The organism is Rhodoferax sp. RT4P68 (assembly GCF_056521305.1).
Genome location: NZ_JBWMBB010000001.1, coordinates 703,921 through 718,910 on the forward strand (window position 1 = coordinate 703,921; position 14,990 = coordinate 718,910).

Consider the following 14,990-nt stretch of genomic DNA (forward strand, 5'->3'; position numbering starts at 1 on the left):
CCTATTCTGCGCAGCGTCAGAACGGCAGAACGCTCAAAAAGAACCGCGCCAGCCAGCCAATTACCTGCGCATCCTGCTGCTGCCCACGGCCGCGCGATTCGACCCGCACGTTGGCCACGGCGGTCGATGGCACCGAGCTGCCGGCCTGCACGGCGCGCGGGTCCACCGTCCCGGAGAAGCGCAGCACGTCCACGTTCTGGTTGACGCCGATCTGCTTGTCGCCGGCCACCACCAGGTGGCCATTGGGCATCACGTCGACCACCGTCACGGTGATGGTGCCGGTGAAGGTGTTGGCGCTTTGCGTGCCGCCGCTGCCGGCAAATGTGTTCTCGGTCTCGGCGCCGACGTTGAGCTTGCCCAGCAACTTGGATGAAAGGAACGGGAAGCCGCTGATGCCGCTGTTGACCGAGCCGGCCTTGTCGACCGTGGACGACGAGCGCTGGCTGGCGTTGATGTTCTCCACGATCTGCACCGTGAGCGAATCGCCGATCAGGCGTGGGCGGCGGTCCTCGAAAAAGGGGCGGTAGCGCACGTGCGAATACAGCCCGCCGGTGACGGCAACGGGCGTTGCCGGCGCCATGGCCACCGGGCGCGACAACGATTCGGCGGGGAACTCGACCTTGGGCGTCTGCTGCAGCGTCTCGCAGCCGGCCAGCGCGAACGCGGCCAGCGCCAGCAGCCAGGGTGTGAAGCGTCGCGAGTAAGTCATGCCAGAGCCCTCACAGCTGCGCCAGCTTCTGCAGCATCTGGTCCGAAGTCTGCACGGCCTTGGAATTCATCTCGTAGGCGCGCTGGGTCTGGATCATGGTCACCAGCTCCTGCACCACGTTGACGTTCGAGGTTTCCAGGTAGTTCTGCTTCATGATGCCCAGCCCGTTGGTGCCCGGCGTGCCGCCCTGCGGCTGGCCCGAGGCGGCGGTCTCGGTGAAGATGTTCTGGCCGCGCGGCTCCAGCCCGGGCGGGTTGATGAAGTTCGACAGTGCGATGGTGCCCACCGTCTGCGGTGCGGCGTTGCCCGGCAGCACGACGGAGACCGTGCCCGTCTCGCTGATGTTCACCGACAGCGCGTTCGGCGGCACCGTCACGCCGTTGGCCACCGGCAGCCCGTTGGCGGTGACCAGCCGGCCTTGCGAGTCGACCTGGAAGCTGCCGTCGCGCGTGTAGCCGACGCTGCCGTCGGGCAGCTGGATGTTGAAGAAGCCGTTGCCATTGATGGCCACGTCGAAGGCATTGTTGGTCAGCTGGATCGTGCCCTGCGCATACGAGCGGCTGGTGGCCACGGTGCGCACGCCCAGGCCCAGCTGCAGGCCGGTGGGCAGCTGCTCGGCCTCGGTGTTGTTGGCGCCGACCTGGCGCAGGTTCTGGTAGATCAGGTCTTCGAACACCGCATTGGCGCGCTTGTAGCCGGTGGTCGAGACGTTGGCCAGGTTGTGCGAGATGACGTCCAGCTGGGTTTGCTGGGCTTCCATGCCGGTCTTGGAGATCCAGAGCGAATTGATCATGGCGAGGCTTCCTTATCCTTGAATACCGAGCAGTTGGCTGGCGCTCTTGTCGCCCGATTCGGCCATCTGCAACATGCGCATCTGCACTTCGAACTGGCGTGCGACCTGGATCATCCCGACCATGGTCTCGATCGCGTTGACGTTCGAGCTCTCCAGCGCACCGACCTGCAGGCGCGCGTTGCCGTCGGCCTGCAGCGGGTCGCCTGTGGCGGTGCGAAACAGGCCGTCGTCGCTGCGCTTGAGCCGCTCTTCAGGCGTCGGCGTGGCCAGCTTCAACCGGCCCAGGTTGGTCGACGGCTGGTTGCCGGCCTTGGCGCTGACGGTGCCGTCCGAGCCGAGCGTGACTTCGGCATTCGGCGGCACGTCGATCGGCGCGCCCCCGGCCGACAGCACCGGCAGCCCGGTGGGCGTGACCAGCACGCCGGCCGGCGAGACCTCGAACGCGCCGCCACGGGTGTAGGCCTCGGTGCCGTCCAGCCCCTGCACGGCAAACCAGGCGTTGTCGCGGGCCATGGCGTCCAGGTTGCGGCCGGTGCGCTGCACGGCGCCGGGGGTTTCGGAGTGGCCGCGCGTGGTCTCCAGCGCGAACACGCGGCTGCTGGAGCCCGGCCCGTTCAGCGGCACCGAGCGGAAGGTCGACAGCTCGGCGCGAAAGCCGTTGGTCGACACGTTCGCCAGGTTGTTGGACAACACCGCCTGCCGGCTCGAGGCGGCGATGGCGCCCGTCATCGCGGTGTAGATGATGTGGTCCATGGCTCAGCTTTCTGGTGGGCTCAGGTCAGCGCAGGTTCAGCAGCGTGTTCAAGACCTGGTCTTGCGTCTTGATGGTCTGCGCATTGGCCTGGTAGGTGCGCTGCGCGGTCATCATGTTGACCAGCTCCTTGGTCAGGTCGACGTTGGAGTCTTCCAGCGCGCCGGCGCGCAGCACACCCAGGTTGCCGGTGCCCGGCACGCCGGTGGCCGTTGGCGGGCCCGAGGAGAACGTGGCCTGCCACAGGTTGCCGCCGATCGGCGCCAGCCCCTGCATGTTGGTAAAGGTGGCCAGCTGGATCTGGCCCGCGGCGATCGACTTGCCATTGGAATACACGCCCTGGATCAGGCCGCTCTCGTCGATGTTGATCGAGGTGAGCTTGCCGGGCGCCTGGCCATCGCCCACGGCCTTGGTCACCGAGAACTTGGACGAACCGAACTGCGTGGCCCGCTCCAGGTTGATCGCCACCGGGAAGGTGGTCGCGCCGTCGGATTCGAGTAGCGTCAGCGGCGTCAGGCCCGTGGGCGACGAGGTCAGGTTGCCGTCGTTGCCGAAGGTCATGGGGCCGGCCAGCGTGGGCGCAGCACCGTCGACCGAGGTCCACACGTCCCACGCATTGGCGGCGGTCTTCGTGAAGTACATGGCCACCGGGATCTCGGCGCCCTGCGAGTTGTAGGCGATGGCCGAAGTGCCGTAGGTCTCCAGCGGCGGCACCAGGGCCGCCGGCGCGGTGCCGGTGGGCACGGCGGCCGCTGCGTCCAGGTTGAAGCGCAGGTCCACCTTGGTGCTGATCTGGGCGTCGATCTCGCCGCCGGCCGGCAGCACCAGCGGGCCGACCGCGCCACCGGTCGGCACGGAGCCATCAGGCAGCGCGGTCACGCCCATCAGCGCGCCACCGTCGGTGGTGACGATCTCGCCGTCCTTGGTCAGCTTGAACGTGCCGTCCCGCGTGTAGGCGGGCGAGCCGTTCGGCTGCGTGATCTGGAAGAAGCCGTTGCCGTTGATGGCCACGTCCATGGTGTTGCCGGTGATGCTCACGTTGCCCTGCGTGAACTGCTGCGAGACGGTGTTGACCTCCACCCCGATGCCGCTGTTGATGCCGCCTGAGGAGCCCAGGCTGGAGGCGTACAGCTCGGCGAACTCGGCGCGCGAGGACTTCATGCCCGTGGTGTTGGCATTGGCGATGTTGTGGCCGATCACATCCAGGTTCTTGCTGGCGGCGTTCAGGCCAGACAGGCCTTGTTGGAAACTCATGGCGGACTCCTGTGGAGAAGGAAGGTGCGGGGCAGTTAGAAGATGGCCTTGACGGCGCTGTACGCGACGGTCGCGCCGCTGGCCAGCTGCAGCATCAGCGCGTTGTTCTCGTTGCTGACGGCGCCGACCTTGGCGCGCTCCAGCGGGGTGGCGGTGACGGGGGTCTTGTTGCTGGTGGCGGTCACCTTGAACTGCAGGTCGGCGCCGCCGCTGTATTTGGAGGCGTCCCACTCGAAGCTCTGGCGGCCGGCACTCAGCGCGTTCATCTGCAGCGTGTCGACCAGCGTGCCGCCGGCGGTGCGAATCTCGATCCTGGCCGTGTCGGCGGCGGCCCCCAGGTCGAAGCTGCCGCGGCCCACGCCGTCGGTCACGGACAGGCCCGAGCCCTCGACCAGCACCTCACGGCCCACCATACTGGCGCCCTGCAGCGTCTGCAGCGAGGCCAGCTGCGAGATCATGCCGGTCACCGTGGCGTTCAGCGTCTCGATGCCGGTCACCGTGTTGAGCTGCGCGATCTGCGAGGTCATCTGCGCGTTGTCCATCGGGTTCATCGGGTCCTGGCTGTTCAGCTGCGCCACCAGCAGCTTGAGGAACCGGTCCTGCGTGGCCTGTGCGGTGGCGGTGCTGTTGCCGGCACTGCTGCCGGCGGGGGTGCCGTTGATGGCGCTGATGACGTCGGTGCTGATGGCCATGGGGTGTCCTTCTCAATGTGGGCGGGCGGAACTGGAGTACCTTCGCACTGCGTGCTGCGGTGCTGAGCACCTTGGGGCGGCCCGGCGGTGCTCACTGGCCCATCTGCAGCGTTTTGAGCAGCAGGGTCTTGGCGGTGTTCATGACTTCCACGTTGTTCTGGTAGGAGCGCGAGGCCGAAATCATGTTGACCATCTCCTCGACCGCGTTCACGTTCGAATGCGTCACATAGCCCTGCGCGTCGGACAGCGGGTGGTTCGGGTCCAGCACCTTGCGGCCCGGCGCCTCGCTCTCGGTGACCTGGCGCACGGCCACGCCGGCCGCGCTCTCGGCCCCCATCAGCGTGGTCTGGAACACCACCTGCCGCGCCTTGTAGGGGGTGCCGTCGGGCCCCGCCACGGCATCGACGTTGGCCAGGTTGCTGGCCACCACGTTGAGCCGCTGCGACTGCGAACTGATGCCGCTGCCCGAGATGCCGAAGATGGAAAACATGGACATGGCGTCGCTCCTTACTGCCCTTGGATGGCGGACAGCATGGTCTTGGAATGGCCGTTGATGAAGCGCAGCGCCGCCTCATAGCGCACGGTGTTGTCGACGAAGTTGGCGCGCTCGCGGTCCAGGTCGACGGTGTTGTTGTCCAGGTTCGGCTGGGCCTGCACGCTGTAGCCCAGCTCGGGCTGGTTGGCGCCGCCGTTCAGCGTGCCGATGCGCGAGAACGCCAGGTGCCGCGCGTCGGTGCGGGCCGGCGCGGTGCTGACGGTGTAGCCCTTCGGGTTGTCCATCACGCTTTGCAGCGCCTCGCCGAACTTGTAGTCGCGCGCCACGAAGCCGGGCGTGTCCACGTTGGCGATGTTGCTGGCGATCGTGCGCTGGCGTTCCGAGCGCAGCACCAGTGCGCGGGCCTGGAAATCGATGGAGCCGGTCAACCTGTCCAACATGGCATCACCTCATGCAATCGGGCCGGCTGCACGGGGGAGTCCGGTGCCGGGGGTGTTGCAAATTGTGCGGAGTGAGGTCGGCGCCGAAGACGCGATGAGGCCGGTGTTTGGCGGGTTGTTTCCCGCTTCGCGTCGGGCCCGGGTGCCTACAGTGGATCTCGTTCTTTCACGCTTGCAGGAGATGCCCATGGCCCCCATCCGATGGCTGCGCAGCCTGGTGCTGCCCGCACTGCTGGCCGGCTGCGCGGGCGCCTGGGCGCAGGCCGACGCGACCACCGGCTATGCCGCCGCCACACAGCAATGGGTCGAGGGCGTGCTGGCCGCGCTGCCCCAGAACGACAAGATGCCCCTGCGCATGGAGGTCAGCATCGGCGCGCTGGACAGCCGGCTGCGGCTGGCCCCGTGCAACCAGGTCGAGCCCTTCATGCCGCCCAACGCGCGCTTGTGGGGCCGTGCCCGGCTGGGCCTGCGCTGCGTGGACGGACCCACCCGCTGGAGCGTTTTTCTGCCGATCACGGTCAAGGCCTTCGGGCCGGCCTGGGTGCTGCGCAGCCCGGTGGAACAGGGCACGGTGCTCGGCCCCAACGACGCCGAGCAGGCCGAGGTCGACTGGGCCGAAGACCGCTCCCCCGTGCTGGCCGACCCCGAACTGTGGGTGGGCCAGATCGCCACCCGCACCTACATGCCGGGGCAGGCGATCCGCCAGTCCATGGTGCGCGCCGCCACCGTGTTCGCTGCGGGCACCCAGGTGCGCGTGGTGGCGCAGGGCCAGGGCTTTGCCGTCAGTTCCAGCGCCCAGGCCCTCAGCGCTGGCGTGGTGGGCCAGCCGGCGCGGGTGCGCATGGACAATGGCCGCATCCTCTCGGGCGTCGTGCTGGATGCCCGCACCGTTCAGCTGGCGCTGTGACCGGCCCGAGGAGATGGAACGAAACATGATGCTGGCCCTCAAGTTGCCGCAGGAACTGCCGAAACCATTGCCACGATGCCTTGCACCCGAGGCTTTTGGAGAGAGCGATGAAGATTGGTCAATCGCCCGAGCTGCCCACCGGAGTCAACGCTCCGGTCGCGAAACGGCCCGGGCAGGACATGGAAGCCGCCACGCAGGCGAAAACGGCCGCAAGCACGCCGGCCGCTGGCGCGTCCGTGTCGGTTTCTGCGCTGGCCCGCACGATGGAAGCGTCGCGCCGTGGCGATCTGGGCGATATCGACCAGACCAAGGTGGACGCGGTCAAGGCCGCCATGGCGAACGGCAGCTACAAAGTGAATGCCGAGGCGATCGCCGACAAGATGCTGGCAAACGCCCAGGAAATGCTGCAACCCAAGGCAAACGGCGCCTGAGCGTTCGGGGTTGCCGGCCATGACGTCCCCCCGTCTCGAACGCAGCCTCGGCGATGTCGAGCAGTTGCTGGGCAGCATGGCCACCCGGCTGGTCACCGGCGATGCGCTGGCCCTGGAGCGGGAGGCCACGGCCCTGCGCACCGCCATGGCCGAACTGGCCCAGGCCGGCCGCATCGAACCGCTGGACACCTTGCAGCAGCCGGCAGTGCGCGCGCGGCTGCAGGCCGTGTCCCAGTCCCTTTCCCGTCAGCGTGAACACCTGGCCCGCCGCGCCGTCGTGAATGAGCGGAGCCTGGCGGCCGTGGTGCCGCAGCACAGCGTCACCTACGCCAGCGGCCGTGCTGGGGGCTTCACGGGGTCGGTGGCCCGCATCTACGCGGCACCGGCACGGTAGAGACGCCTGCTTTGCCCACGCAAACGCCCCGCCATGCGGGGCGTTTTCATTGGCGCCTGCGCGCCGTGCGCTAAAGACCTGTCAATTCCATCGACAGGGTTTCTCGTCGCATTGTTCACATTTCCCGGCCGAATCGGACTTCTGGCGTGAGATTGTCCGCAGTAAAAGTTCACATCAAGCTGGCACACATGGTGCATACAAAGAAGCACCATGAAACACATTAAACACATCCTTACCCCCCTCGTTTTGGCCGCCGTCGCATCGACTGCCAGTGCCGCCACGGTCCGCGTCGATTTCGATGCGGCCCTGTACGACACGCGTCACGACTCGGGCTATGACAGCAACATCGACGTCCGGTTCGGCACCGAAACGGACAATCTCAATGTCGGCATGTTCAGCGGCAGCGTGGCCGCAACCAGTGGCGTCGAGCCGTCCGTCTTCATCTCGTCCAACGACTTCTTTGCATACTGCTACGACCTGGCCGAATCCATCAACGGCGGCGATCGGATCACCTACACCGTGAACATGGATGGCGAGCGCGCGCGCACGCTGGATTTCCTGGGCGCCGTGAACTACACGCTGAGCCTGAACACCGGCGTCTATGACCCGTATGCCTGGCTCAACCCGACGAACAGCTCGATGAGCGCAGCCATCCAGCTGGGCATCTGGGAAAGCCTGTACGACACCTCCAGCACCTGGACCAATTCGGCTGGCGAGTTTCAGGCAACGTCGGGCGTGCGCGGAGCCACGACGAACTATCTCTACTCGTTCTACGACGCGCTGGACGTGTCTGAAGCGCTGGATGGCCAGTACGTGATGACGCTGACAGCGGCCGGTGCGCAGGACATGATCACCGGCGCGCGCGCTGGCGGCTCTGGCGTGGGCGATTCCCGGGATGTGCCTGAGCCGGCGTCGCTGGCCTTGGTCGGACTGGCGCTGGCCGGTCTCGCTGCGGCACGCCGACGCAAGGTCTGACACGCGCAGGCACATCCCTGCATCCAAAGAAAAAACCCGCCTCGGCGGGTTTTTTGCTGGGCGCTCAAAGCGGCCGTCAATGCGCCCGCATCTTCGCCCGCAGCCGCGCCACCGATTGGCTGTGCAACTGGCACACGCGCGATTCTGTGACGCCCAGCACGGCGGCGATTTCCTTGAGATTCATGTCCTGCTCGTAGTACATGCTCATCACGAACTGCTCGCGCTCGGGCAGCGCCTTGATGGCCTCGACCAGCGCGCTGCGCAGCCGGCTGTCGCGCAGACGCTGCATCGGGTCGGCCTCGGCGTCGCCGGTGTGGCGGTCCAGAAAGCCATCGTCGCCGTCTTCACCGCCGCCCATGTCTTCCAGGTAGACCAGCTGTGTGCCGCGCACCCTGCCCAGCAGCTCCTGGTAGTCGGGCAGGGTCATGCCCAGCTCGTCGGCGATCTCCGATTCCCTGGGTGCGCGGCCGACACGCTGCTCGACGCGCTGCACAGCGCGCTCGATGTCCTTCTGGCTTTTGCGCGAGCCGCGCGACATCCAGTCGCCCTCGCGCAGCTCGTCGATCATGGCGCCACGGATGCGCTGCGTGGCAAAGGTTTCGAACTGCACGCCCTGAGCCACCTCATAGCGCGTCAACGCCTCCGACAGGCCGATCATGCCGACCTGGATCAGGTCGTCCAGCTCGATGTTGGCGGGCAGCTTGGCGATCATGTGGTGGGCCAGCCGGCGCACCAGGGGCACGTACTGCCGGATCATGTGCTCGCGATCCAGCTGGCCTTTGGCGGTGTACATCAGGTCCCTTCTAGCCGGCTCGCCCCACGACAGCAAACGGGGTCGAGCCACCTTCCAGCAGCCGCAGCGCCAGGCGGTGCACGTCGTCCTGGCGCCGACCACTGCCCGGCAGGCTGCGCACGGTGATCACATCGGTTTGGCAACCCAGGTAAGCCATGGCGCATTTTTGCAGAGTTCGACCGGCTGAACGCGCCAATTGGTCCGCGTTTCTGAGCGGGGTGGTGACCAGCGAGACCAGTGTCGGCACCAGCCGGGCGTGCAACTGAAACTGTTTGAATGTCTGGTAGCCGCGCACCACGGACTGGCGGCCCGGCGCCACGGCCAGCACAGGCTGGGCGCCGCTGTCGGCCAGCACCGGGATCAGCAGCTCGCTGCGCGCATAGACCACCAGCACGCCGCAGCCACGAAAGATCTGGCCCAGGCGCGCCACCGGTGACGGCCCTCCGCGCTCGCGCGCCAGTGCCCGCAGCCCGGCGGCTGCCGGCAGCACGGCCCAGTCCGAAGCGTCGGTTCCGCCCAGCGCGGTCCAGGGTGCGTCCTGCACCAGGTCCACCAGGCCGGGCTGCTCGCGCGATTCCACAGTCGTGCCATCCAGCACCACCGGTGGGTAGCCGTAGCCCTGCAGCGCCTGGCACAGTTGCCACAGCAAGCGCTGTTCGTTGGACTGGTCGCCCTGGCTGACCATGGTGATCAGGCGCACCGGCGCCTGCGGCATGCCCTGCCGCAGGCTGGCGCCCTGGCCGGCGATCGCCTCAAACATGGGCTGACCTCGCGCGCTGTGTCGGTTCGCCCGCCGGCGTGAAGTAGAAGCTCAGGTCCAGTGCTTTCGGGTCGTAGGCAGAACGCCCGCTGCTGCGCATCGAGGCGGCCACCAGCTTGGCCGCGTCGGCGCGCTCGAAATCCTCGGGCACGCGCTGGCCGTTGCACACACCGCGCAGCAGCAGCTGATGGCGCACCGTGGCGTCCAGCGCCGGGCCCAGTTTGACGGCCTCGTCGACCTTGGACAGGATGGCCTGCTGCACGCCGCTGGTCTTGAACGAACTCATCACGTCGTCCAGCGTGTCGCCGTGGCCACCGGCGTTGACGACCAGCAGCCGGTTCACGCCGGGCAGGTCCATCACGTCCAGCATGCTTTGCTTGCGCGGGTCACGCGGGGCGACGCCGGTGGTGTCCACCAGCACCATCTTCTTGTTGCCCAGCAGGCCCAGCAAATCCTGCAGCGCGGCGCGGTCGTGCGCCAGGTGGGCGACGACGCCCAGCATGCGGCCGTAGGCGCGCAATTGTTCGTGCGCGCCGACGCGGTACGTGTCCAGCGTGATCAGGCCCACGCTGGCAGCGCCGTGCTGCTGCACGCAGTGCGCGGCCAGCTTGGCGGCGGTCGTGGTCTTGCCGACGCCGGTGGCGCCCACCAGTGCGTAGATGCCGCCCTGCTCGTACAGCGGCAGTTGCTTCGCGTCGGTGCGCAGGTTGCGCTCCAGCACCTCGACGATCCAGCGCACGGCGTCGCCGGCGGACATGTCTGCCGGCAGGCGCTCCAGCATGGCGCGGGCCAGGCCGGGCGAGTAGCCCGAGCGGATCAGCTTGAGCATGAGGTTCGACTGGATCGGGTCCTGCCGCGCCTGGCCCAGCCAGGCCATGGTGTTGAAGCGCTCCTCGATCATCTCGCGCATGGCTTGCAGCTCGTCGGCGATGCCGTGCGCGGGCGCCGCTGCCGCCGGGGCGGCCGGCGCTGCGGCGCGTGTGTGGATCACGTCTTTGACGAACGGCAGCGCATGCTGCACACGCGTTGCCGCAGGCTTGGCCGGTGGGGCCGAGGCCTTCGATGGGACGCTGGCCGCCTGCAGTTGCTGGGCCAGTTGGGCCAGCTGGCCGGCAGTCGGCGCGACGCCGATCGCGGCGCGTGGCGCATCGGCCTGCGCGCGTGCGGCAAAGCCGGCGTTGCCGCCGCCCTCCAGCGCTTCGTGCCGGCGGCGCAGCATGCGCTCGCGCACATAGTCCTGGAACGACAGCGTGCTCATGGCCAGCTGATCGGCGTCGTCGGCCACCGGGCTTTCGTCGGCGGGCTGCGGGCGGCTGGCCATGCGGGCCTTGGCCGTGGATTGCGGCGCGGCCTGTGTGGCCAGGCCGGCCAGGGCGGCGCGCGTGGCCTCCTGGCGCGGGCCCAGCGCCGGGGCCGGCAACGCGCCGACCGTGTCTTCGGCCGTGGCCATCACCTCCACGCCGGTTGCCGTGGGCCGGTTGGACAGGATCAGGGTGCCGTCGCCAAAAGCCATCCGGGCCTTGGCCAGGGCCTCGCGCGAGGTCGCGGCGGTAAAGCGTTGAATGTTCAAGATGCACCTCTCAGGATGGGACCGATGCGGATGGAATGGGTTTCAGGGATCTCGCTGTGGCCCAGCACCTGCAGCCGGGGGGCCACGCGGCGCACCAGGCGCGAGATCGCATTGCGAATCTGGTCGGGCACCAGCAGGCAGGCCGGCACGCCCAGCTCTTCCTGCCGCATGGCCACGTCGGCCGCGTTCTTGCTGAGCAACTCGGCCACGCTCGGGTCCAGCGAGGGGCCGGCGGCGTTGCCCAGGGCCTGCACCAGCAGGCGTTCCAAAGCGGGTTCGATGGCGATCACGTTCAGCTCGCGCGTCGGGCCATAGATCTGCTGCACGATGGCCGGCGCCAGGGCGATGCGCACACGGCGCGCCAACTCCAGCGGGTCGGCAATGGCGCCGGCGTGCTCGGCCAGCGACTCGACGATGGTGCGGATATCGCGGATGTGCACCGACTCCTCCAGCAGCAGCTGCAGCACCTTCTGGAAGGTGGCGATGGGCACCATCTTCGGCACCACTTCTTCGATCAGTTTCGGGGCCAGTCGTGTCACGTGTTCCACCAGTTGCTGGGTCTCGGTGCGGCTGAGCAAACGTGCCGCCTGCACCTGCATCAAGTGTGAGAGATGCGTGGCCATGACGGTTTCCGAATCAACGACGGTAAAGCCGGCCATTTGTGCCGCTTCCTTCTGGCGCTCGTCGATCCAGTGCGCCGGCAGGCCAAAGGCCGGGTCGGTGGTGGCCGCGCCGATCAGCGGTGTGGTGATGCCGCCGGGGTTGATGGCCAGGTGCATGCCGGGGAAGGCCTCGCCTTCGCCCACCACCACGCCACGCAGCGTGATGCGGTAGGCGCTGGGCTTGAGCTCCAGGTTGTCGCGCACATGCACGGCCGGCGGCAGGAAGCCCACCTCCTGCGCGAACTTGCGGCGCACGCCCTTGATGCGGTTGAGCAGATCGCCCTGGCGCGTGCGGTCCACCAGTGAGATGAGCCGGTAGCCCAGCTCCAGGCCCAGCAGGTCGACGGGTTGCAGATCGTCCCAGCTGGCCTCGCCATCCTGCGGCGATGGCGCCGGCCCCGCCACGACCACGCCCTCCTTGGGCTTGTGCGCCATGGCCCAGGCGGCATAGCCCAGAATGGCCGCCGCACCCAGGAAGACAGCATGCGGCATGTTCGGAATCAGCCCCAGCATCGCCAGGATGCCGGCCGTGATGCCCAGCGTGCGTGGCGAGTTGAACAGCTGGTCGACGATCTGCACGCCGATGTCTTCGTCCTTGCCCACGCGCGAGACCACCATGGCCGCGGCCACCGAGATCAACAGGCCGGGGATCTGCGCCACCAGCGCATCGCCCACCGCCAGCAGGATGTAGCTGTTGGCCGCATCGGTGGCCGACAGCCCGTGTTGCAGCATGCCGATGGCAAAGCCGCCGACGATGTTGATCACCAGGATCAGAATGCCGGCGATGGCATCGCCGCGCACGAACTTGCTGGCACCGTCCATGGAGCCGAAAAACTCCGCCTCTTCACCGACCTCGCGGCGCCGGCGCTTGGCTTCCTTGTCGTCGATGAGGCCGGCGTTCAGGTCGGCATCCACCGCCATCTGCTTGCCGGGCATCGCGTCCAGCGTGAAGCGGGCCGAGACCTCGGCGATGCGCTCGGCGCCCTTGGTGATCACCACGAAGTTGATGACCACGAGGATCAGGAACACGATCAGGCCGACCGCGAAATTGCCGCCGATCAGGAAGTGGCCGAACGCCTCGATCACCGCGCCGGCCGCGCCCGGGCCGGTGTGGCCTTCCATCAGGACCACGCGCGTGGAGGCCACGTTCAGCGACAGCCGCATCAAGGTGGTCAGCAGCAGCACGGCCGGGAACGCCGAGAAGTCCAGCGGCCGCGTCATGTACGCCGCCACCATCATCACCATCAGCGCCACGGCGATGTTGACGGTGAAGAAGCTGTCCAGCAGCCACGGCGGGATCGGCAGCACCATCAGCGCCAGCACCGCCACCACCAGCAGCGGCGCGGCCATGCCGCTCATCTGCGTGCTGTTGGCCTTCAGCCAGGCCTGGGCCTTGCGCAGTTGGGGGTTCATTTCATCGGCTCCACGGGCGTGATGTCATCGATGGGGCCGTCGCCGCGGCTTTCGGTGGTTTCGGCCACCACGGTCTTGCCCAGCGGGTCGAGCTCGGGCGGCACGAAGGGCGTGGGCTGCTCCTCGGGCATCGGGCCCTCGCCGCGCATGGCTGCCTTCAGCCGGTACACGTAGGCCAGGATCTGCGCGACGGCGGTGTAGAGCGCCGAGGGGATCTCGCCGTCCAGCTCGGCATGCGCGTACAGCGCGCGCGCCAGCATCGGCGACTGCAGCACGGGGATGGCATGCTGCTGCGCCACCTCGCGGATGCGCATGGCCAACAGGTCCGCGCCCTTGGCGATGACCTGCGGCGCGGCCATGGTGCGCTCGTCATAGCGCAGCGCCACGGCGAAGTGGGTCGGGTTCATGAGCACGAAATCGGCCTTCGGCACGGCCTGGATGCTGCGGCGGTTGGCGATCTCGCGGGCCCGTGCGCGCAGCTGGCCCTTTTGCTGCGGGTTGCCCTCGGATTCCTTGTGCTCCTGCTTGACTTCCTGGTGCGACATCTTCAGCCGCCCCTTGAGCAGAAAGGTCTGCAGCGGCACATCCACCATGGCCACGACGAACACCACCAGCAGCAGCAGCGACAGGCCCATCGTCAGCCAATCGCCCAGCATGGCGATGGAGGCCACCGAGGGCTGCAGCACCATCGAGGCCACGCGCTCGATGCTGCCCTTCAGATAGGACCAGGCCACCACGCCCAGCACGCCGGTGATCACCAGCAGCTTGCCGACTTCGACCAGCTGTTCCTTGGAGAACAGGCGGCCCAGGCCAGACAGCGGATTGAGCCGGTTCGGGTCCGGCATCAGCGGCTTGGTGGTGATGATCCAGCCGCCGGCGGCAATGGCGCTGCCGATCGCCGCCACCAGCACGATGGCCGCAAACGCGACGCTGGCCGACAGGCCCACGATGGTCATGCTCTGCAGCCGGTCCAGCATGGTGCTGGCCTGGGCCAGCGTGTCGGCGCGAAAACTGTACTGTTGGCTGAACGCCAGCTTCAGGTGCTGAAAGAACACCGGCGCCAGCACCATCAGCGCGAAGCTGCCGACGCCCAGCACGGCCAGGTGCGACAAGTCCTTGGAGCGCGAGACCTGCCCGTCCTTGCGCGCCTGCGCCAGCTTGCGCTCCGAGGCGGGAAGGTTGCGGTCTTGGCTGCTGGATTCCATGGCATGCGGCGAGGGTGGTGCCGCATTGTCTGGAACGGGGGCGGGAACTAAAGCCCGATAAGAAGGCGGTTGGCCGGGCTAATCGGCCACCGCGCAGGCGCGCTCAGAACCCCAAACTGGCCAGCAGATCGTCGACTTGCGATTGGTCCGTCACCACGTCGTCCCGGGCCTCGGCGTCCACCACCGGCCCCTGCAGAGCCTTCGACGGGACCGGCGCCGCCGAGGGCGCGGTCTGGATCAGAATCGCCACCAGCTGCTCTTCGATCGTGGCGGCCAGGTTCACCACGCGGGCGATCACCTGGCCTGTCAGATCGTGAAAGTCCTGCGCCATCATGATTTCGGTCAGATGGGAGTCGATCTCCTGGCTTGCCTTGTCCACGTCGGCGACGAAGTTGTAGATCTGCCCGGTCGCCACAGCGGCCACCGGGTCCTTGACCAGCAGCGCGCCGATGCGGCGCGTCTCGGAGGCGATGAAGTCGTGCTGCGTCTTGGCCAGCTCGACGCGGCTGAGCACCTTCTCGGCGGCCTCGCCGGTCAAGCGGGCAATGTAGGAAAGACGGCTCTGCGCGTCCGGCAGTTCGTCAACGCTGCCGCGTAGTTTGTCGACATAGCCGAGCTCGCTCAGCGAGTCGTGCAACTGGCGGGTCAGCAGGCCGATCTTGTGGTGGACGTCAGGCGTGGCGCCGTCCAGCGACTGGGAAGGGTAGGGGTCGGCAGGCTGCGGGGAGAGGTCGCTGGTCTGCAT

Annotated in this window: 17 protein-coding genes; 4 read left to right on the forward strand and 13 right to left on the reverse strand. The window is 67.7% G+C overall.

All coding sequences use genetic code 11. The annotated features are described in order from the left end of the window. Positions 1 to 16 precede the first annotated feature (16 nt). The 7 genes from AC099J_RS03230 to flgB all read right to left on the reverse strand — a co-directional run bounded on the left by AC099J_RS03230 (position 17) and on the right by flgB (position 5,135). Positions 17 to 709 (reverse strand): flagellar basal body L-ring protein FlgH, encoded by a 693-nt coding sequence (locus tag AC099J_RS03230; protein ID WP_479613752.1) that lies wholly within the window; start codon positions 707 to 709, stop codon positions 17 to 19. 10 nt (positions 710 to 719) lie between these two features. Further along, entirely contained in the window at positions 720 to 1,502 is a 783-nt protein-coding gene (gene flgG, locus AC099J_RS03235; protein WP_479613753.1) for a flagellar basal-body rod protein FlgG, read from the reverse strand. A gap of 12 nt (positions 1,503 to 1,514) precedes the next feature. Next, positions 1,515 to 2,255 carry a flagellar basal-body rod protein FlgF gene (flgF, locus tag AC099J_RS03240; RefSeq protein ID WP_479613754.1) on the reverse strand — a complete coding sequence of 247 codons (741 nt, stop codon included), beginning with the start codon at positions 2,253 to 2,255 and terminating at the stop codon, positions 1,515 to 1,517. A 25-nt stretch (positions 2,256 to 2,280) separates the two neighbouring features. Continuing rightward, on the reverse strand, positions 2,281 to 3,507 hold the full coding sequence (gene flgE, locus AC099J_RS03245; protein WP_479613755.1) for a flagellar hook protein FlgE: 1,227 nt from the start codon (positions 3,505 to 3,507) through the stop codon (positions 2,281 to 2,283). A gap of 35 nt (positions 3,508 to 3,542) precedes the next feature. Then, a complete protein-coding gene (locus AC099J_RS03250; protein ID WP_479613756.1) occupies positions 3,543 to 4,199 on the reverse strand; it encodes a flagellar hook assembly protein FlgD in 657 nt (218 codons plus the stop codon). A 91-nt stretch (positions 4,200 to 4,290) separates the two neighbouring features. Then, entirely contained in the window at positions 4,291 to 4,695 is a 405-nt protein-coding gene (gene flgC / locus AC099J_RS03255) for a flagellar basal body rod protein FlgC (protein ID WP_479613757.1), read from the reverse strand. A gap of 11 nt (positions 4,696 to 4,706) precedes the next feature. Then, complete coding sequence (flgB, locus tag AC099J_RS03260) at positions 4,707 to 5,135, reverse strand: flagellar basal body rod protein FlgB (protein WP_479613758.1); 429 nt, start codon at positions 5,133 to 5,135, stop codon at positions 4,707 to 4,709. 181 nt (positions 5,136 to 5,316) lie between these two features. Between flgB and flgA the strand changes: the two genes are divergently transcribed. The 4 genes from flgA (at position 5,317) to AC099J_RS03280 (ending at position 7,842) form a co-directional block, all read left to right on the forward strand. After that, positions 5,317 to 6,042 carry a flagellar basal body P-ring formation chaperone FlgA gene (gene flgA / locus AC099J_RS03265; RefSeq protein ID WP_479613759.1) on the forward strand — a complete coding sequence of 242 codons (726 nt, stop codon included), beginning with the start codon at positions 5,317 to 5,319 and terminating at the stop codon, positions 6,040 to 6,042. Between the two features lie 107 nt (positions 6,043 to 6,149). Further along, the gene (gene flgM / locus AC099J_RS03270; RefSeq protein ID WP_479613760.1) at positions 6,150 to 6,473 is read left to right on the forward strand and encodes a flagellar biosynthesis anti-sigma factor FlgM; all 324 of its coding nucleotides are present in this window, start codon (positions 6,150 to 6,152) and stop codon (positions 6,471 to 6,473) included. Between the two features lie 19 nt (positions 6,474 to 6,492). Further along, positions 6,493 to 6,867 (forward strand): hypothetical protein, encoded by a 375-nt coding sequence (locus AC099J_RS03275; RefSeq protein WP_479613761.1) that lies wholly within the window; start codon positions 6,493 to 6,495, stop codon positions 6,865 to 6,867. A gap of 210 nt (positions 6,868 to 7,077) precedes the next feature. Then, complete coding sequence (locus tag AC099J_RS03280) at positions 7,078 to 7,842, forward strand: PEP-CTERM sorting domain-containing protein (protein ID WP_479613762.1); 765 nt, start codon at positions 7,078 to 7,080, stop codon at positions 7,840 to 7,842. Positions 7,843 to 7,918: 76 nt separating this feature from the next. Here the strand turns inward: AC099J_RS03280 and AC099J_RS03285 are convergent, their stop codons facing one another. The 6 genes from AC099J_RS03285 to AC099J_RS03310 form a co-directional block, all read right to left on the reverse strand. Then, positions 7,919 to 8,635, reverse strand: coding sequence for an RNA polymerase sigma factor FliA (locus AC099J_RS03285; protein ID WP_479613763.1), 717 nt, complete (start codon positions 8,633 to 8,635; stop codon positions 7,919 to 7,921). 10 nt (positions 8,636 to 8,645) lie between these two features. Then, the gene (locus tag AC099J_RS03290; RefSeq protein ID WP_479613764.1) at positions 8,646 to 9,395 is read right to left on the reverse strand and encodes a hypothetical protein; all 750 of its coding nucleotides are present in this window, start codon (positions 9,393 to 9,395) and stop codon (positions 8,646 to 8,648) included. Then, entirely contained in the window at positions 9,388 to 10,965 is a 1,578-nt protein-coding gene (gene flhF / locus AC099J_RS03295) for a flagellar biosynthesis protein FlhF (protein ID WP_479613765.1), read from the reverse strand. The genes AC099J_RS03290 and flhF overlap by 8 nt, the downstream gene beginning before the upstream one ends. Next, positions 10,962 to 13,040: a flagellar biosynthesis protein FlhA gene (gene flhA / locus AC099J_RS03300; protein WP_479613766.1), complete on the reverse strand. Its 2,079-nt coding sequence runs from the start codon at positions 13,038 to 13,040 to the stop codon at positions 10,962 to 10,964. Before flhA ends, flhF begins: the two co-directional genes overlap by 4 nt. Further along, on the reverse strand, positions 13,037 to 14,245 hold the full coding sequence (locus AC099J_RS03305; RefSeq protein WP_479613767.1) for an EscU/YscU/HrcU family type III secretion system export apparatus switch protein: 1,209 nt from the start codon (positions 14,243 to 14,245) through the stop codon (positions 13,037 to 13,039). The genes flhA and AC099J_RS03305 overlap by 4 nt, the downstream gene beginning before the upstream one ends. Positions 14,246 to 14,348: 103 nt before the next feature. Continuing rightward, positions 14,349 to 14,990: a protein phosphatase CheZ gene (locus AC099J_RS03310; RefSeq protein ID WP_479613768.1), complete on the reverse strand. Its 642-nt coding sequence runs from the start codon at positions 14,988 to 14,990 to the stop codon at positions 14,349 to 14,351.